Here is a 17,964-nt window from a genome sequence, read left to right as displayed (position 1 = left end):
GTTTTAGCGTTGCGGCAGCTTGGCCGCCGGGTCAACGCGCTTGTTATCTTTCATGATTTCAAAATGCAGTTCCGGTCGGGTTGCCACGCCAGCATCTCCGGCCAGCCCGATCCGTTCACCGGTCTTCACAACGTCGCGTAGTTTCACGGTGATTCTGTCGAGATGGCCGTAGCGCGTGCGCCACCCGTTACCGTGATCGATGACAACCAGCCTGCCGAACCGGTTCGTGTTGTCTGCAAACACGACAGATCCGGACGCCGATGCCCGAACCATGTCGAACCGGTTTGCTTTCAGGTCGATACCGTCATGGCCCGAGCCGTCTTCGCGGAGTGAAAAACCGAGCATGACCTCGCCATCATGCGGCCAGCGGAAATATGGTTCGGTGCGCGGTGCCTGGGGCGCGGCAACGGCTTTCACGACCGCTGGTATGATCAGGGTCTGCCCGTTGCTGATCGTGTAGGGTTCGGCCAATCCGTTGGCGATGGCGATGTTTGCGAACGGCACGCCGTAGCGCTGCGCGATGCCCAAGCCGGTATCACCTTCTTTCACAGTGTGGACGCGCTGACGGGGGATTTGCAGGACTTGTCCCGTACGCACACTGTATGGTTCCACCATGCCGTTGGCTGCGGCTATGACCGAAGCGGGTACATTGGCACGGTTGGCAATGCCGCCCAAAGTTTCACCCGGCTCGACCGTGTGTTCAGCTTCGGTAGCGGGATCGCCTGCTGCAATCAGCAGGGTGGCAAATGCTGCCAGAACCAGTTTCTTCATGCCTTGTATCTCCCGGCCAACGCTTCGAGCGAGGTGTGATGTGTCAGGTCGAGTTGCAGCGGAGTAACCGACACGAACCCTTCGTCGATTGCTTCCAGATCGGTCCCATGATCCAGTGTATGTTCAATCGCGTGCAGGCCGAACCAGAAATAGGGCAAGCCGCGCGGGTCGCGCCCTTCGACAACCGAGCCCCGCGAATAGTCATGGAAACCCTGCCGCACCGCCCGGATACCGGCAATTTCGTCTGCCGGGAGCGGGGGGAAGTTGACGTTGACGAGCGTGCGCGAGGGCAGCGGTGCATCAAGCAGCGGCGCGATGGCTTTTGCGCCCCATTTGCGGGTCGCATCGAATTGTTCATGCTCTGCACCGCGCCGGATAACCTGGCTGAGCGCAATTGACCTGATGCCCGCCAAAGCGCCTTCGATGGCGGCCGAAACGGTGCCCGAATAGGTGATGTCATCGCCAAGGTTCGCCCCGCGATTGACCCCGGAAAGGATCAAGTCGGGCGGGCTATCCATCACTTTGCGTAGGCCAAGCGTTACCGAATCCGTCGGCGTGCCGGTGACGGAAAAGCGGCGATCCCCGTGCCGGTGCAGCCTGACCGGGGCGTTGAGCGTCAGCGAATGGCCGGCGCCCGATTGTTCCTCATGCGGTGCGCACACCCAGATATCGTCACTGAACTCAGCGGCAATTTCTTCGAGGACCTTCAGGCCCGGGGCGAAAATACCATCGTCATTGGTGACCAATATGCGCATCAGGATTCCGGAGTAAGCGTTTCGGTACCGCCCATATAGGGCTGCAGAACAGCCGGGATCTTTACGCTCCCGTCGGCCTGCTGATAATTCTCGAGCACGGCGACGAGCGTGCGCCCCACGGCAAGGCCGGACCCGTTCAGCGTGTGCGGGAACACCGTTTTCTTTTCACCCTCGGGTTTAAAGCGGGCATTCATCCGCCGCGCCTGAAAATCGCCTGTGTTGGAACAGGAACTGATCTCGCGGTAGGCATCCTGTCCCGGCAGCCAAACTTCCAGATCATAGGTCTTGCGCGCACCAAACCCCATGTCGCCGGTGCACAGCAGTACTTTGCGATAGGGTAGGTCAAGCGCCTGCAGGATACCTTCGGCGCAACCGGTCATGCGCTCATGCTCGGCATCGCTGTCTTCGGGGCGGACGACGCTGACCAGTTCGCATTTCTCGAACTGATGCTGGCGGATGAAGCCGCGCGTATCCTTGCCCGCCGAACCGGCTTCGCTGCGGAAGCACAGGGTTAGCGCAGTCATTCTGAGCGGCAGGGATGCATCGTCCAGAATCGAGTCCTGAACGGACGCGGTCAGACTGACTTCGGCGGTCGGGATTAGCCAGCGGCCATCGGTTGTGCGGAACGAATCCTCCGCAAATTTCGGCAATTTGTCGGTGCTGTACATGGCCTCGTCACGCACGAGCACAGGCGGCGCGCATTCCGTATATCCGTTTTCGCCCGACTGGCGATCAATCATGAATTGCCCCAGCGCGCGGTGCAGCCGCGCCATGCCGCCGCGCAGGAAAGTGAACCGCGCGCCGGAAAGGCTTGCGCCGGTTTCGAAGTCCAGTCCCAGGGCAGGGCCAAGGTCTGCGTGTTCTTTCGGCTCGAAATCGAATTCGCGGGGGGTGCCCCATTTGCCAACCTCGACATTGCCGGCTTCATCCTCGCCCTGCGGCACATCATCTGCGGGCAGGTTGGGAATAATGGCCAGCGCGTCGCGCAGCTGAACGCCCAGTTGCCTGTCGGCGTCTTCCATGCCGGGCATGGATTGCTTCAGCTCGGCAACCTCGGCCTTGAGAGCTTCGGCCTTATCCTTGTCACCAGATGCTATCGCCTGGCCGATGGCCTTGGACGCGCCATTGCGTTTTGCCTGAGCTTCCTGGATCGCCGTTGCGGCGGCGCGCTTCGCCTCGTCCAGAGCGATGATTTCGGCAGCAACCGGATCAAGGCCTCGGCGGGCAAGCGCAGCGTCGAAAGCTTCTGGATTTTCGCGGATAAATCGAATGTCGTGCATGCCGCTGCCTATGGATGGTTTTTGATTTTGCCTCAAGCACTGGTGAGAGTAAACCGGACGCAATGACCAGACGGCTTGTCCATTTTGTCGGTTTTCGCGATGACCGTTACTGGAATGCGGTGCGCGTTTTCGGCCAGCCCGACATGATCCATGACGCTTGGGACATCTATGCTGCGAACGACACGGCACCCGGCGATCTGGTGGTGTTCGCGAATGGTGACGGGAATCAAAAACCGCGCAGCTTCACGGTGGAAGCTGCGCGGTCTCGGGAAAGGAGGGCATCCGGGAAGGACACCCTCCTGGAGAGCTCTTAGAAGCGGAATTCCCCGGTTACGAAGAAGCGGCGCGGATCGCCGTAGAAACCGGTCAACGTCCCTTCGAGGCCGAGGGTCGGGGTAAAGGGCTGGCCGTTCACGCCGCCCGATACGAAATTGTATCCCGCCACGATGTAACGTTGATCGGTCAGGTTCTTGCCGTGAACCCCGATTGACCAGCGATCATTATCGGCTGTGTAAACCACGCTGGCGTCCAGCAGTACAAAGCCATCCTGATCGAGGAACCGATTTGGAACCTCGAACTGGCTGGCGTCGCTGCGATAGGAAATCGACCCGATGAAATCGACCAGACCGCTTGCGACCGGCAGACCCAGATCAAACCCTGTGTTGACCGTGAACTCAGGCGTGTTCTGGAACACACGCTGGTCCGCCACGTCGACACCGAACGCATCGATGAACGTATTGTACTCGGCGTCGAGATAGCCGAGCGCCCAGTTCACGTTCAGACGGCTCCCGTCGCCGGCGAAGTCCTTGCCCACCAGCGCGTTGCCTTCGAATTCAAACCCGTTCACGTCGGCGCTGGCCGCGTTCGACGTAATCCCGATAAAGCTGTCGTTGATCCCGTCATTGTTGGTATCAACGCCGACCGAGCCGGGGATCTGCACATCGTTGTAGTCGCCCTTGAATGCGGCGAGGCTGATGTTGAGCCGGTTGTCGAGCAGCGATGCCTTCCAGCCCAGTTCGTAACTGTCGACGGTCTCGGGCGCGAAGCGCAGGAACTGGAACTGATCGTCGAAATCGACGTCGCCGTCTCCGTCAAGATCGGGTGCAGCAGAAGTCTGCCCGCGCGGGTCGAAACCACCGCCCTTGAAGCCGCGCGAGTATGTGAAATAGATATTGTGGTTCTGGTTCGGTTTGAAACTGACCGAGGCGCGAGGGGTAAACTCCTTGAAGGTTTCGCTGCCGTTGAAATTGGATGTCACGGCGATGGCGGTCGCGCCGGTTGCGAACAGATCCGAATAGCCGCCGATAAACGTCGTGCGCAGGATCGTGCTGGTGCGTTTGTCGCTGGTGTATCGGCCGCCGACAGAAACGCTCAGCTGGTCGGTAATGTCATAGGTGAAATCGCCGAAGACAGACCATGTTTCGGTTTTGACATCGCCCAGCGTCTGCGCGTTCAGACCGGGAAGCCCGATCAGGCTGCCGGTGGTAAACAGCGCCACGTCGAACGCGGTAAAAGCATTGGCATCGAGATAATACGCGCCCAGAACACCGTTCAGGCGGTCGGATTCATACAGCAGCTGGAATTCCTGGCTGAGCTGGTCGTTTTCGTAAATTGCCGGAACGTCCAGATCAGCGGCGGGCAGGCTGTCAAAATCGATGGGGCTGGTCGATTTATCTTCGCGGTAGCCGGTGATGCTTTTGAGCGTGATCGTGTCGCTGACCTCGACGGCAATGTTCAATGCGCCGCCATAGGCTTCGACTTCCTGGTCGACCACGTTCAGGCCGGCGCGGGTGTCGTAAACGTCATCCAGCACGGGCGCGCCGGTGAACAGGCCGGGGATCAACCGGTGGCCCTGACGCGCCTCGCTATTGTCTTTCACATAGTCGCCGGAAAGTCGGACAAATACCGGACCATTGTCGAATTCCAGCGTGGCACGGCCGGCCCAGACGTCCTTGTTGTAATTCTCGGTGCCGAGAGTGAGGTTGTCGCCAAACCCGCCGCGGCTCAGCCGCGCTGCGCTGGCGCCGAATTTCAAGCTTTCCGAAACCGGCGCTGATCCGCTGACCACGATGTCGGCCTGATCGTACGAACCATAGGTTCCGCGCACTTTCAGCTGTAGATCATCCGGCAGACGGCGCGTCACATATTTGATCGCCCCACCAATGGTGTTGCGGCCATAGAGCGTGCCCTGCGGCCCGCGGAGCACCTCGATCCGTTCGACGTCATAGATGTCCAGCACGGCGGCCTGCGGACGGTTCAGGTACACATCGTCTACATAGAGGCCCACGCCCGCTTCGAAGCCGGCGACAGGGTCCTGCTGGCCAACGCCGCGAATGAATGCGGTCAGGGTCGTGTTGGTTCCGCGCGAAACCTCCAGCGTGAGGTTGGGGACTTCCTGACCAATTTCAGTCAGTTCCAGCGTACCGGATTTGGCGAGCGCTTCTGCGCTTACTGCGGTGATTGAAAGCGGCACGTCGGTAATGCGTTCATCCCTGCGGCGCGCGCTGACGATGATGATGCCGTCATCTGCGGTGTCGGCGCCCGCAGGCGCATCGTTCGCTTCCTGCGCCTGAACGGGTGCAGAGGTAAGCGCAAGCAGGGCAGTGCCTGCAAGCAAGGCGGAATTCAGGCTGTTTTTCGGTAATCTCATGGTTCTCTCCCGATCTATTATTGTGCCCTCATATTGAAAGTTGAACCACCTTTCAAGTTTAACCTTGCAGCTATTTCATTTGCAGCGTAGTTCATTGCGCATGGAGCAGGGGTCAGGGAAAATCGCGGACGGCGCTGAGAAGCAGCCAAGGACCGAACGCGGGCGCAAGACCTTGCGCAAACTGCTCGACGCCGCGACCATTGAATTTGGCGAGAGAGGATTTCACGAGGCCTCGATCAGCGGGATAACGCGCCGCGCCGGTGTCGCTCTTGGCAGTTTTTACACCTATTTCGATTCCAAGGACGCAATCTTTCGCGCACTGGTTTCCGACATGAGCGATTCGGTGAAACGTGCCGCTCGCGACGCACTGACTGAACCGATGACCGCGTTCGAGGTGGAAAAGGCTGCGCTGCGGGGATTTCTGGAATTCGCAAGCGAGCACAAGGAAATCTACCGCATTATCGACGAGGCTGAGTTCGTCGATCCCGCCAGCTACCGCACGCACTACGAAACCATTGCTGCGCGGATCAGGGACCGGCTGCAACAAGGTGCAGATCGGGGTGAATTCCGCGACGGTCTGGGTGAGGCCCATGCATGGGCAATCATGGGAATGAACGTATTCCTCGGCCTGCGTTTCGCGATCTGGGGCGAAGCAGATGACTGGTCGGCTGACGATGTCGCGGATGCAGCAAGCGACCTCTTGCGGACAGGCATCGCCAGACAGCGTTAGGCTGGCCTACAACAATTCCCGTTCAAAGAGTGCGGAACCAAACAAGGCGGAAGCCGTTGATTTTCCAACAAGGAGATTAACATGTTTGGTAAGATTATCGGCGGATTCGCCGGTTCAAAAATTGCAAAATCTACTTCGGGCATCGGCGGTGCAACCGGCACACTTCTGGGTGTTGGCGCGGCCACTATTGCCAAACGCCTCAGCATCCCGGCGCTCGTCGCCGTGACTGCTGGTGGTTATCTGGTCAAAAAGTACATGGACCGTAAGGACGAAACGCCGACCAGCGACAAGGCGCCAAATCCGGTCATCAATCGGACCCCGCCGGAAGTCGAACCTGCAATCGTCTGATTGCAGCACTTACAAACGGAAAAGGGCGCGGCAGTTCAAACTGCTCGCGCCCTTTTTCTATTGGTTCCGCACTGCGAACCCGGATCAGCTGGCGAAGAGTGCAGCCGCCTTGGCGAGCCAGCCCTTCGGCGCGGCCGATTGCGAAGCGCGCACAGGTGCTGTCGGACATTCAAGGCAATAGACCTGCATCCCGCGGACCGACAAAATCCGGTCGAGGTCGTTTTCAACTTGCCCGACAATAGCGCGTTGTTGACCAGCAACCATGGCGAACAGGTCGCCGCCCGGACCCGCCGCATTGCTGTCGCCGCCAAGCAGCCTGCGCAGCAAAGTGTTATATTCGCCCGGCTGGCTGCCAAGATAGGCGACGTGCCATGCACCGTCCTCCAGATCAGCTTGTTTCGCAGCCCATTCCAGCGCTTCATCAATCCCGCCATATTGGTCGACCAGGCCGATCTGGCGCGCAGTGCCGCCATCCCAAACGCGTCCCTGGCCGATGGCGTCGACCTGCTGGGTCGTCAGATTGCGCGATTTAGCCACGCGGGTGATGAAGTCGGTATAGCCGTCTTCGATCGAGCTTTGCAGAATGGCATCGACTTCCGGAGTGAAGCCGGAGATCAGGTCCGGCTGGCCGGACAGCGGGGTGGTGCGGACACCGTCGCCATTTACGCCGAGGTCAGCTGCCGCCCTTTCGAATGTCGGCACGACAGCAAAAATGCCGATCGACCCGGTCACCGTCTCAGGCTCCGCAAAAATCCGGTCTGCCGGTGTTGATACCCAGTAACCGCCGCTGGCTGCGACGTTGCCCATCGATACGACAATCGGGATGTCTTTCGCCTTGTGCCGCAAGATAGCCAGCCGAATGTCTTCCGACGCGGTTACCGAACCGCCCGGGGAATCGACACGCACAACGAGCGCTTTCAGATCATCGTCGAGCGCTTCGTCAAGAAGCTCGGCAATCCGTTCGCCGCCTGCCGTGCCCGGTCCTGCGTCACCATCGACAATTTCACCGGCAATTGTGACAACACCGATCGCGTCACCGTCTTTGCTGAGAGTCTTGTCGGCAAGCCAGGGGTCCAGCTCTGTATGGGCGTAACTGCCGCGGCCGGGGTTCCAGTCGTCTTCGCCGACAATTTCTGCAACCCGCTCACCGAATTCAACGCGGTTGCCCAACTTGTCGACCAAGCCGGCCTCCAGAGCGGCCTTCGACAGATCGCCCTTGTTGTCCTGCACCCACTGTGCGGGTGTTTTTGTAATCAGGTCGAGATCGATCTGCGGGCGGGCCTTCTTCACGTTGGCCTGCCATTCTTCCCACAGCGATCCGTAGAGGGCGGAATAATTCTCGCGAGCTTCGGGGGACATGCTGTTGCGCGAATACGGTTCAACTGCCGACTTGTAGGTGCCCACCTTGTACACACGCGCATTGATCTTCAGCTTATCCAGCAAATCGCCGTAATACAGGCGTGATCCGCCCGGTCCGGCGATGATCGCACCGCCAAGCGGGTCGACCCAGACTTCGCTGGCGTGAGCCGCAAGCATGACTGCATCGTCGCTATATGCCAACGCATATGTCAGCACCGGTTTCTCTGCTGCGCGGACGCGGTCGAGCGCCGCGCCAATCGCCTGCATGTGCACCTGTCCGCCGCCGCCAAACTCGCTCAGATCGAGCACGACCGCCTTGATCCGTTCGTCGGTCGCGGCCTCTTCCAGTGCATGAACCAGATCGCGGGCCTGATATTCGCCGACCGGTTCCTGACCCGAAAGGAGCACCTCCAGCGGGTCGATCTCGGTTTTCTCCTCCACAACGTACCCGTTGAGGTCGAGAAGAAGCGCGCCGTCCCGGACTTGTGCAGGGCTGGGCCGTGCGGTCAGTATTCCATAGAGGAGCGCGAAGAACAGCAGCAGAAAGACCAGGCTGAGCCCGTCCTTGATGCCGACCAGCAATTTCCAAACTTTTCCAGCGAATGCCATGCGTAAGGTGCCCCGAAAGATGCAGAATTGAACCACAGGTAGGCATCAAACGAGAATGGTTCCAGTCGAAACCGCTTGAGCGGGTGACAACGCTCGACTAAGGGCTTGGCTTTAATGACATCGACGCGCTCTCCTCAGGCTTCAGCTGGACTTTCCCGGGAATATCCGGCCGGTTCGCTGGCCTATCCGCACCGCGACCTGCTGGGCATTGGCCAGCTGGAACGCCACCAGATCCTGTACCTCCTCGACGAGGCTGAACAATGGGTCGATCTGAACCGGCAACCGAGCAAGCATACCGATCTGCTGTCGGGCCTGACGATCATCAACGCGTTCTTCGAGAATTCGACCCGTACGCTGCTGAGTTTCGAAATCGCGGGCAAGCGGCTGGGTGCTGACGTGGTCAACATGCACGCCGCGCAGTCCAGCGTGAAGAAGGGCGAAACGCTGATCGACACGGCGATTACGCTCAACGCGATGCGTGCGGATGCGATTGTGATCCGGCACGGATCGAGCGGGGCGGTGGAACTGATCGCCAGCAAGGTCGATTGCCCGGTTCTCAATGCCGGCGACGGCCAGCACGAACACCCGACGCAGGCGCTGCTGGATGCGCTGGCCCTGCGCCATGCCTTGCGCGAACGGGGCCATAGCGCCGATGATTTCACCGGACTGACGGTGACGATTTGCGGCGACATCCTGCACAGCCGCGTCGCGCGTTCCAACGTCCTTTGCCTGACCGCACTGGGCGCGAATGTCCGGCTGTGTGCGCCGCCCGCCCTGATGCCGGCAGAAATCGAGGCAATGGGCGCTGTGCCATTTCACGATTTCGATGCTGCGCTGGACGGTGCGGACGTGGCCATGATGCTGCGGCTTCAGACCGAACGGATGGAGGGGCAGTTCATCCCTTCGGCGCGTGAGTATCATCATCTTTACGGCCTGACGATGGAGCGGCTGCAGCGCGCTGCGCCTGATGCGCTGGTCATGCATCCCGGCCCCATGAACCGCGGTGTCGAGATCGATAGCGAAGTGGCAGACATGCTCGACCGATCAATCATCACCCGGCAGGTCGAAATGGGCGTAGCCATCCGCATGGCCGCGCTCGACGTGCTCACCCGCAGAACTCGCGGTGTCGATGGCTGGAGCGAAAATATCGCCGGCGGGGAGCAATGGGTATGAGACAGTCTGCGCCCCTTACCATCATCAATGGCGAACTCGTACTGCCTGACCGCACAGAAAAAGGCGCTATTCGCGTTGAAAACGGGCTGATCGCGGAAGTCGGCTTGGCCGGTCCGCAAGACGGTGACGAAGTTTTTGATGCCAAGGGCAAACTGGTGGCACCCGGACTGGTCGATTTCGGCGTATTCGCGGTCGACAAACCTGCATTCCATTTCGGCGGGATCACTCGTGCAGCGGTCATGCCGGATCAGAACCCACCGCTAGATTATCCATCCAGGGTCAAGTTGGTCGCGCAGAGCGGCAAGCCCGATCTGTGGGTTCATCCGCTGGCCGCCGCGACCAAGGGCCTGGAAGGGCGCGAACTGGCCGAAATCGGCCTGATGAAACAGGCAGGCGCAAGGGGCGTCGCCACCGGTCGCCGGTGGATTTCGGACTCGGGGGCCATGCTGCGTCTGCTACAATACGCAGCGATGTTGGACCTTGTCGTGGTCAGCCATGCAGAGGATGCGGCGCTTGCCGGTAACGCATCTGCCACGGCGGGCGACATGGCGACCCGGCTGGGCCTGCCAAGCGCGCCGGCAGAGGCAGAGGCTCTGGCCGTCAGCCGCGATATAGCGCTTGCCGAAATGGCCGGTGCACGGCTTCACTTGCGCCAGGTAACAACCGCCCGCGCTCTTGATCTTGTTCGCAGTGCGAAGGCACGGGGTGTGAAGGTGACTGCGGGCGTTACTCCGGCGCATTTCATGCTCTCCGATCTGGCAACTGCCCAGTTCAGGACCTTCGCCAAACTTTCCCCGCCGCTGCGTTCCGATGCCGACCGCAAGGCTGTGATCGAAGCGATTTCGGACGGGACGATTGACGTTATTGCGTCGGGCCACGATCCGCGCGGGGCAGAGGACAAACGCCTGCCGTTCTCCGATGCGGAACCCGGTATGGCTGGAGCGGAAACGCTGCTGGCGATGGCGCTGACGTTGGTGCGCGACGATGCAATCGATCTGGTTCGCGCATTCGAGCTGCTGGCGGCGGCACCGGCTGCGCTGCTGGATGCGCCGTGCGGGAAACTGGAAACCGGCACGGAAGCCGACATCTGCGTGATCGATCCGCACAAGCCGTGGGTGGTCGACAGCCGCAAGATGGAAGCAACCGCCGGAAACACGCCGTTCGATGGTCAGCCCGCACAGGGCAGGGCGCTTGCCCTGTTCAAGGGCGGCGTGAAGATCGGATAAACGCAGCTATCTCCGTAGCGGGACGCGCTTTCCGTAAGTCAGACAGCGCCAGAGCCATTCCAGCGGACCGTATCTGAACTGGCCGAGCCACGGTTTCGACCACGCCAGCATGACGATCCATGCGCCAAGTACCACAAGATACAGCTGCGCCCGGGTCAGTTCGCCGAACAGGCCGAGGCCCCAGCCATGGAACACTGAAATCATCAGGATTGACGTGCCCAGATAGTTGGAAAACGCCATTCGTCCGGCGGCGCTCAGCCGTTCGCCAAGCCAGCCTTTTGCGCGCGGTGTGTAAAGCGCCAGCAAGGCCGCCAGACCCAGCGCCATCATCAGCCGGGGTATCGGTGACAGGCCAACAAACGCGGCGAGCGAGCCGTAATATGATGGGCCGGTAGACAGCGCCCACAGGCCCAATCCCAGCGACAACGCTGCGCCTGTGCCAAGGCCCAGCCAGCCCCACATGCGCTGTTCCTTTCGGTCCAGCTGCCCATCGAACATACCGATTCGGTACAGCGCCATGCCGAGCAACATCAGCGGCAAAATCTCGATCCCGAAAATCAGCATGTTGATCAGCGGATCGGGGCCATGTTCAACCAGATTATGCGTCACATAGGCCGAGTAATCACCATCGCTAATAATGGCGCTTTCAACCTTATCGTCGTGCAGGACTTGCCGCTTTGTTTCCTCCAGCCCGGCGCGCGTTTCGGACATTGCGGCATTTTCACCAAACGGCGTGTCGGCGATGAAATGCAGCGGCACCATCATCCCCGCATACAGGATCGCACCGGCAATATAGCCCAGAATTCCGAGCTTTAGCTGCGTTTCCGCACGCATTTTCACGAACATCAGGGCGATCAGTCCGGTCAGCGCATAATAGACCAGTATGTCCCCCTTCCAGATGAAGAAGAAGTGGATCAATCCGAACGCAAGCAGGAATGCGAGGCGCCTTGCCTGAAGCCAGCTGCTGAGCCCTTTGGCCCATGCATTCTGCAGGAACAGATACATTCCCGCGCCGAACAGGATCGCGAACAGAGCGCGCATTTTGCCATCGATGAATACGAACTGCGCCAGCCACAGGGTGTCGCTGTACGGGCCGGGCGGGGACAGGAATGCCTCGGGCCACATATACGCGCCGAAAGGCTGGCCAAATGCGATTATATTCGCCGCCAGAATGCCAAGCACAGCGATTCCGCGGATGAAATCCAGGCTACCGATGCGGCTGCCAGAAACGGGCGTGCCATCTGGAGCAAGCTGGCCTTGTGCGTCATTGTCAGCGCGCGCTTGCGCAGCGGTATCACTCATTTTTTCGTACCTCGCTCAGCCCGCTGTAGCAGCGCAACAGGTTGGCGTAAGCGGTGTTGTCCCTTTCAGCGCGTGACGAGACAATTCTGGCCGCTGCGTTTCAGCGTGTTGCAGGCAGCCTGTGCCTGCGACTGCGTGGCAAAACCGCCAGCTTGCAGGCGTACGAGGTTCCCCGCAGGTACAATCAGCTTGCGCTTGCCGCTTAGCGCAGCATTTGCCGACAGCCGCGACCACAGCTTGTCCGCATTGCCCCTTACACCGAAAGCGCCAAGCTGAACCCGCCACGGTCCATCAGCCGAGGGCGCGGCTTGCTGAGCCGGTTTCGGCCTCGGTTCTGCACTCGCTGGAGCCGAAGGCGGCTGGGCCTGAGTGGCTGGCGCACGCGCGGCACGAACCGGGTTCCGCGAGGTTGACGGCGTGAAGTCAGCCCCGGCGTTAGCCGGGCTTTCCGTGCCGGTAACCCGTGACGCTTCTGCGACGGCGGCCTGTGCGGCTGCGACCGATGGGGGCAGGGTCACAGCCTGAACCGGCCGCGGAATGCGGTTGGCAGAACTGGGAAGCGGTTGGCCGGACACCGCGACATTGACATTCGCCGGTCTGCTCGTTGCAGGTTCGGCGGCTGCGATGGAAAGGTCTTCTGCGGCCTTCTGGCTGGCAAATTTCGCATCAGCATCACGTTTGAGTTTTTGCGCGAGAAGCTGTGCCTGCTGGCGCTGGTCCAGCGGAATGAAATCATCCATCTGCGCGAGTGCAGCCTTTGCGTGTTCGTAATTCGCCGAATTGGACAGCGTCATCAAGGCGTAGGCTTTGACCCAGTCTTTCTCCAGCAGGTCGCCGTTGAAATGGCCGATCCCGATAAGGTATTGCGCCCATGGATTGCCGCGCTGGGATGCTGCGGTAACATACGGCATCGCCTCTTCCCGCCGCCCGCTTTGAAACAGCAGCAAACCGTAATTGTCGGTCGCCTTGATGTGCCCTTGGGCCGCAGCCTTGGCGAGGAGGATCTCGGCCTGCTTCTCGTTTTTCTTTACGCCTTTGCCCTGCCGGTATGCCTGCGCCATATTGTATTGCGCATCGGCGTTGCCAGCCGCAGCAAGATCGCGCCACTCAGCCACCGCGCGGGTATAGTCACCCTTGTGCCAGGCTTCGTATCCCGCATTCAGTTCGGCTGTTGCGGGGGCGGCGAGCATGATTGCCGCTGCTGCCGCCAGACAGTTCAGTGCTGATTTGAACTTCATAATCGCTTGCGTAGCCTTCCAGGTCCCGAATTCGTCAGGCTTCTATAGTGAACAGGACGTTAGGAAAGAGTTTCCATCGGAAGCATTGCCCGTATCCCGCCGCAAAAGCCGTAAACGCCTATATGCCATGTGATCCTCGTTAACTCAAAATTAGGGGTATCCTGCGAATTCAGTCTCCGAACCGCACTTGGGCGGCTTGTTAACGTAATTCAGGGGGACCAGGCCTTGCGAGTACTGGCATTGGCATCGCAGAAGGGTGGATCGGGCAAGACCACGCTTTCAGGACATCTGGCAGTTCAGGCGCAGCGCGCAGGGGCAGGCCCGGTCGTACTGATCGACATCGATCCGCAGGGATCACTGGCCGACTGGTGGAACGAACGCGAGGCGGAATATCCCGCCTTTGCGCAAACCACGGTCGCTCGCCTGGCAAATGACCTTCAGGTCTTGCGTCAGCAGGGCTTCAAACTGGCGGTGATCGATACCCCGCCAGCAATTACAATGGCGATCCAGTCTGTCATCAGCGTGGCTGAACTGATCGTCGTGCCGACCCGGCCAAGCCCGCATGACCTTCGCGCCGTTGGCGCAACGGTCGATCTTTGCGAACGCGCCGGCAAACCTCTGGTGTTCGTCGTCAATGCCGCGACACCCAAGGCCAAGATCACTTCGGAAGCCGCGGTCGCGCTGTCACAGCACGGCACGGTTGCCCCGATCACTCTGCATCACCGCACCGACTTTGCCGCGTCGATGATCGACGGGCGCACCGTGATGGAAGTCGACCCGGACAGCCGCTCTGCTGCGGAAGTTACCGCTCTGTGGAACTACATGGCCGACCGACTCGAGAAGAATTTCCGCCGGACAGTGTTTGCTGCGCCGGGTTCTGTTTCGCAGGTTGCGCCCGCGCACCGTCCCGCCGGGGGCTTCGGCCGCCGGGTCGCCCAGTAATCAAGGGCGGAGAGCACGGTCATGGACGAATCAAATTTCGCATCGCTGGGGCCGACCCTGCTTGCGCGCAAAGGCGGCGCAAAGCCGGCCATGCGTCCGCAGCTGGGCCCGTTGGCCAGCGGCAGCAACGCTGCACATAATCTGGAAGACCTGGGCTGGAACGATATGGGCGAAGAGCCCGGATCGCATCACGACGGGAAAGTGCTGAACCTGACGCCTGAACCCGCAAATGCGGAAATGGCGGCAGAGGCCGAGGCTCTGGCTGAAAAGGCGGAGGCTGCACTGCACGCCCCGCTGATGGAAAAGCCCGAGGTACGCCGCCAGCAGGAAGCCATCGCTGAACAGATCCACGCACAGCATGAAGAGCCGTCTGCCCGCAATCCCGCGGTGCAACCGGCCCATTCAGAGGCTGTAGCGGCGGCGCCTAAACGTCCGCGCCGCTCTGCTCTTGAACGCGGCAAGCGGGCTGCTTTCACTCTGCGTCTCGACGCGGAGCGCCATCTCAAACTGCGACTTGCCAGTACGCTTCGCAATCGCAGCGCGCAGCAATTGCTGACCGAAGCGCTCGATCAATTTCTGGGCAAGATGCCCGATGTGAAGAATCTCGCTGCCGAAGCGCGCAAGACCGATTGAACTAAGGGGAACGGACAATGCCGAAGATAGCCAATAACAACCGGGCGATCATGCTGGCGGTGACCACCGCACTGGCGACGACTGCGCTTGCCGGATGCACCACGAAGGCTGCACCGCACGCCGAATATTCGGTCAACAAGGCGCAAACTGCGCTTGTCAAAGGCAAAACCAGCCAGGCCGTTTCCCATGCTGAAGAGGCCGTGCTGGCCGATCCGCGCAACGCATCCTACCGCGCAATGCTCGGCGCGACCTATATGGAGGCAGGGCGCTTCCAATCGGCAGCCGCAACATTCAAGGACGCGATGGACCTTGGCGATAACAGCGCGCGCACCGCGCTGAGCTATTCTCTCGCAGAAATCGCTGCCGGTGATTTCCGCGCCGCACAGGCGGTGCTGGACCAGTGGCGCGATGACATCGACGCTTCCGACCTCGGTCTGGCCTTTGCCCTTGCTGGCGATCCGGATCGCGGCGTGCACATTCTGGGCAATGCCCTGCGCGGCGGCCAGAACACGGCAAAGGTTCGTCAGAACCTGGCCTATGCCTACGCGCTCAAGGGCGACTGGCGCTCTGCCCGCCTGATGGCGGCAGAAGATGTGCCTGCAGACCAGATCAACGACCGGATCGCTGAATGGGCGCAAAGCGCAGCCCCGGCGCAGTTCCAGGTCCGTGTCGCCAATTTGCTGGACGTGCCGGTGGTGGGCGATATCGGACAGCCGGCCATGCTGGCGCTGAACAACCATCCAAGCACGCAGATGCTGGCAGCAGAAGCAGCCGCTCAGGCGCCTGCGCCTTTGGCACCTGTGGCTACACCATCGCCTGCACCGGTGGTGGCAAGCAGCGCATCGTCTTATGAACTCCCGCCGCTCGGCGCTCCTTCGGGATCGGCTTCGGCTCCTGCACCGACTGAAACGGTTGCCGCCTATGCTGCTCCGCCGGTCAAGGCTCAGCAAGATTTCGAAGCTGCATTTGTCGAAGAGGCTCCGGCCGGACCGACACTTGCCAAGGTTGCGCAAAGCACCAAGCGTTTCGTTTCGAACCCGGTGGTTCAGAAAGCTCCGGCTGGCTATAAGCCCAAGCCGAAAGCCGCCATTCAGGCAGCGTCTGCCGAAGGCCGCGATGCGGTTGCCGGCGAGCATCTGATCCAGCTCGGCTCATTCTCCAGCGAAGCAGCGGCAAAGCGCGCTTGGGGCATCTATTCCAAGCGGTATTCGCAGCTGGCCAATTCTGACATGGTCATCACCAAGGCGGTGGTTCGCGGGAAAACATATTACCGTGTGTCCGCCGGCGGTTTCCAGCGCGCGAGCGCCAAGAACATGTGCTCGAGCGTCAAATCGCGGAACCAGGGCTGCATCACCTGGGCAGCGAACAAGCCGCTTCCAGGTGCAGTTGATACCGGCATCCGGATGGCAAGCCGCTAATCCGCGCGAAACTGTAAAACCAAAGACAAAAGCGAGAGCCGCCTTCCCTCAACGGGGAGGGCGGCTTCTTTGCGACTAATTCGCAAGAGGCTTGCTATTGCGAATTAGTCGCATTACTATCCGAGGTGTTCTTGTTGGAGAATCGCCTTTGTACATCTGCATTTGCAATGCCATCCGCGAAACCGATCTGCGGCGCGCCGCCTGTTCAACCGCAGGTGATGCGGAAGCGGTCTATGCCGCGCTCGGCAAACGGCCCAATTGCGGCCAGTGCCTGGACGATGCCGAGGCGATCGTTTCCGAAGAGCGCGAAATGGCGCTCATGCCGGCTTACGCGGAATAGTTTTCTTACTAACGCAAATCACTCGCAACTGGCGCAATTCTGCCGTTTTTTGCTCTGAGTCCTTGCATTTCTCGGCGCGCGCGGCGCATGTTGCTACAACGAAATTCAGATAGGAGCGGGGCCATGAAGGGCGATCCCAAAGTCATCGAATTCCTCAACAAGGCGCTGACCAACGAATTGACGGCGATCAACCAGTACTGGCTGCATTACCGGGTGCTGGATGATTGGGGGATGGCCAAGCTCGCCGAATACGAGCGCCACGAATCGATCGACGAGATGAAGCATGCCGATCAGCTGGCGGGGCGCATCCTGTTCCTGAGCGGCCTTCCTAATTTTCAGGCGATCCACAAGCTGCGAGTGGGTGAAACGGTCGAGGAAATCCTCAAGGCTGATCTGGCGATGGAAGAGGATGCAATTCCGCTGCTGAAGGAGGCGATCGAGTATTGTGAAAGCGTGCGCGACTTTGTCAGCCGTGACCTGTTTTCCAGCATCCTCTCGAGCGAGGAAGAACACGTCGATTTCCTCGAAACCCAGTTTGATATGATCGAGCAGATGGGTCTGCAAAACTATGCCCAGTTGCAGAGCAAACCTGCAGGCGAAGAGTAAAGGCGCTTAGCCTTCTGCGTCCTCGGCGGCACGTTTTTCGAGGATCTCGCGGCTCATCTTGCGCCTTTCCCTGGCCGATGCGGTTGCCAACCGCGTTTCCAGCAGGAACAGGCCGAGCGCTGCAATCAACAGGGCCATGGTGAAGATCCATGCAATCGCGACAGCCGTCCCGATTTGAGGGCGGATGAATGCGCTGACGAACAGCAGGGCGACGACCAGACAGATCGTCAGCGCCGCAGCCGTGCTCAGATTGACTGCAAGTTGCGAATAGGATTGGCGCTGGCGCAAGGCGGGTAATTCTTCTGCCTCGCGTCCTGCAAGGCCGCTTTCCCGCGCCTGCTCGATCCCGTTGATCCGGTCGACGATCCATATCAGCCGTGCGTTCATGACGTTCAAAACGGCACCGATTGCCGCCAGCAGGAATACCGGCGCAAGGCTAAGCTGGACAATCTCTTGCACCCGCAGCGTACTTGCGGTGCGCTCGATCAGTTCGGTGGCGATTCCGGCTTCGGCGAGCAGTGGGATCACAGCAATTTGTCTTTCCTGAGTTTGCGCAAAATCTCGTCGGCTAACTGCCGTGAATA

At 60.2% G+C, this 17,964-nt stretch carries 18 protein-coding genes; 10 read left to right on the top strand and 8 right to left on the bottom strand.

What is annotated here, in order from left to right; genetic code table 11:
* Positions 1 to 3 precede the first annotated feature (3 nt).
* From PO778_RS08530 to serS, 3 genes are read right to left on the bottom strand one after another with little or no spacing between them, the layout of a single operon-like run.
* On the bottom strand, positions 4 to 771 hold the full coding sequence (locus PO778_RS08530) for a peptidoglycan DD-metalloendopeptidase family protein (RefSeq protein ID WP_271439258.1): 768 nt from the start codon (positions 769 to 771) through the stop codon (positions 4 to 6).
* Positions 768 to 1,526 carry a 5'/3'-nucleotidase SurE gene (surE, locus tag PO778_RS08525; protein WP_271439257.1) on the bottom strand — a complete coding sequence of 253 codons (759 nt, stop codon included), beginning with the start codon at positions 1,524 to 1,526 and terminating at the stop codon, positions 768 to 770. The genes PO778_RS08530 and surE overlap by 4 nt, the downstream gene beginning before the upstream one ends.
* Complete coding sequence (gene serS / locus PO778_RS08520) at positions 1,526 to 2,806, bottom strand: serine--tRNA ligase (protein ID WP_271439256.1); 1,281 nt, start codon at positions 2,804 to 2,806, stop codon at positions 1,526 to 1,528. The genes surE and serS overlap by 1 nt, the downstream gene beginning before the upstream one ends.
* A gap of 62 nt (positions 2,807 to 2,868) precedes the next feature.
* Between serS and PO778_RS08515 the strand changes: the two genes are divergently transcribed.
* A complete protein-coding gene (locus PO778_RS08515) occupies positions 2,869 to 3,120 on the top strand; it encodes a hypothetical protein (protein ID WP_271439255.1) in 252 nt (83 codons plus the stop codon).
* Here the strand turns inward: PO778_RS08515 and PO778_RS08510 are convergent.
* The gene (locus PO778_RS08510; protein ID WP_271439254.1) at positions 3,117 to 5,456 is read right to left on the bottom strand and encodes a TonB-dependent receptor; all 2,340 of its coding nucleotides are present in this window, start codon (positions 5,454 to 5,456) and stop codon (positions 3,117 to 3,119) included. The two genes, PO778_RS08515 and PO778_RS08510, sit on opposite strands and share 4 nt — an antisense overlap.
* A 100-nt stretch (positions 5,457 to 5,556) precedes the next feature.
* Between PO778_RS08510 and PO778_RS08505 the strand changes: the two genes are divergently transcribed.
* Both PO778_RS08505 and PO778_RS08500 read left to right on the top strand, forming a co-directional pair.
* Positions 5,557 to 6,186, top strand: a complete 630-nt coding sequence (locus PO778_RS08505; RefSeq protein ID WP_160730475.1) for a TetR/AcrR family transcriptional regulator — start codon at positions 5,557 to 5,559, stop codon at positions 6,184 to 6,186.
* A gap of 81 nt (positions 6,187 to 6,267) precedes the next feature.
* Positions 6,268 to 6,534, top strand: a complete 267-nt coding sequence (locus tag PO778_RS08500) for a hypothetical protein (protein WP_202391615.1) — start codon at positions 6,268 to 6,270, stop codon at positions 6,532 to 6,534.
* Positions 6,535 to 6,618: 84 nt separating this feature from the next.
* Here the strand turns inward: PO778_RS08500 and sppA are convergent, their stop codons facing one another.
* Positions 6,619 to 8,502, bottom strand: a complete 1,884-nt coding sequence (sppA, locus tag PO778_RS08495; RefSeq protein WP_271439253.1) for a signal peptide peptidase SppA — start codon at positions 8,500 to 8,502, stop codon at positions 6,619 to 6,621.
* 114 nt (positions 8,503 to 8,616) lie between these two features.
* Here sppA and PO778_RS08490 point away from each other — a divergent pair, with 114 nt between their 5' ends.
* Both PO778_RS08490 and PO778_RS08485 read left to right on the top strand, forming a co-directional pair.
* Positions 8,617 to 9,675 carry an aspartate carbamoyltransferase catalytic subunit gene (locus tag PO778_RS08490; protein WP_271439252.1) on the top strand — a complete coding sequence of 353 codons (1,059 nt, stop codon included), beginning with the start codon at positions 8,617 to 8,619 and terminating at the stop codon, positions 9,673 to 9,675.
* Positions 9,672 to 10,901 carry a dihydroorotase gene (locus tag PO778_RS08485; protein WP_271439251.1) on the top strand — a complete coding sequence of 410 codons (1,230 nt, stop codon included), beginning with the start codon at positions 9,672 to 9,674 and terminating at the stop codon, positions 10,899 to 10,901. The genes PO778_RS08490 and PO778_RS08485 overlap by 4 nt, the downstream gene beginning before the upstream one ends.
* A gap of 6 nt (positions 10,902 to 10,907) precedes the next feature.
* Here the strand turns inward: PO778_RS08485 and PO778_RS08480 are convergent, their stop codons facing one another.
* Positions 10,908 to 12,203 carry a DUF418 domain-containing protein gene (locus tag PO778_RS08480; protein ID WP_271439250.1) on the bottom strand — a complete coding sequence of 432 codons (1,296 nt, stop codon included), beginning with the start codon at positions 12,201 to 12,203 and terminating at the stop codon, positions 10,908 to 10,910.
* Positions 12,204 to 12,268: 65 nt separating this feature from the next.
* On the bottom strand, positions 12,269 to 13,441 hold the full coding sequence (locus PO778_RS08475; protein WP_271439249.1) for an SPOR domain-containing protein: 1,173 nt from the start codon (positions 13,439 to 13,441) through the stop codon (positions 12,269 to 12,271).
* Positions 13,442 to 13,666: 225 nt separating this feature from the next.
* Here PO778_RS08475 and PO778_RS08470 point away from each other — a divergent pair, with 225 nt between their 5' ends.
* The 5 genes from PO778_RS08470 (at position 13,667) to bfr (ending at position 17,380) form a co-directional block, all read left to right on the top strand.
* Entirely contained in the window at positions 13,667 to 14,383 is a 717-nt protein-coding gene (locus PO778_RS08470) for an AAA family ATPase (protein ID WP_160730470.1), read from the top strand.
* 21 nt (positions 14,384 to 14,404) lie between these two features.
* Positions 14,405 to 15,016: a hypothetical protein gene (locus PO778_RS08465; protein WP_271439248.1), complete on the top strand. Its 612-nt coding sequence runs from the start codon at positions 14,405 to 14,407 to the stop codon at positions 15,014 to 15,016.
* A 17-nt stretch (positions 15,017 to 15,033) separates the two neighbouring features.
* Complete coding sequence (locus tag PO778_RS08460; protein ID WP_271439247.1) at positions 15,034 to 16,434, top strand: SPOR domain-containing protein; 1,401 nt, start codon at positions 15,034 to 15,036, stop codon at positions 16,432 to 16,434.
* Between the two features lie 148 nt (positions 16,435 to 16,582).
* A complete protein-coding gene (locus PO778_RS08455) occupies positions 16,583 to 16,774 on the top strand; it encodes a (2Fe-2S)-binding protein (RefSeq protein WP_160730467.1) in 192 nt (63 codons plus the stop codon).
* Positions 16,775 to 16,897: 123 nt separating this feature from the next.
* Positions 16,898 to 17,380, top strand: coding sequence for a bacterioferritin (bfr, locus tag PO778_RS08450; protein WP_160730466.1), 483 nt, complete (start codon positions 16,898 to 16,900; stop codon positions 17,378 to 17,380).
* A 6-nt stretch (positions 17,381 to 17,386) separates the two neighbouring features.
* Here the strand turns inward: bfr and PO778_RS08445 are convergent, their stop codons facing one another.
* Complete coding sequence (locus tag PO778_RS08445) at positions 17,387 to 17,908, bottom strand: DUF2721 domain-containing protein (protein WP_271439246.1); 522 nt, start codon at positions 17,906 to 17,908, stop codon at positions 17,387 to 17,389.
* Positions 17,909 to 17,964: the final 56 nt, after the last annotated feature.

It is taken from the genome of Pontixanthobacter luteolus (assembly GCF_947494915.1).
Classification (GTDB): domain Bacteria; phylum Pseudomonadota; class Alphaproteobacteria; order Sphingomonadales; family Sphingomonadaceae; genus Pontixanthobacter; species Pontixanthobacter luteolus.
The sequence above is the reverse complement of the archived record's forward strand: the minus strand, read 5'-3'. Positions and strand labels throughout refer to the sequence as shown.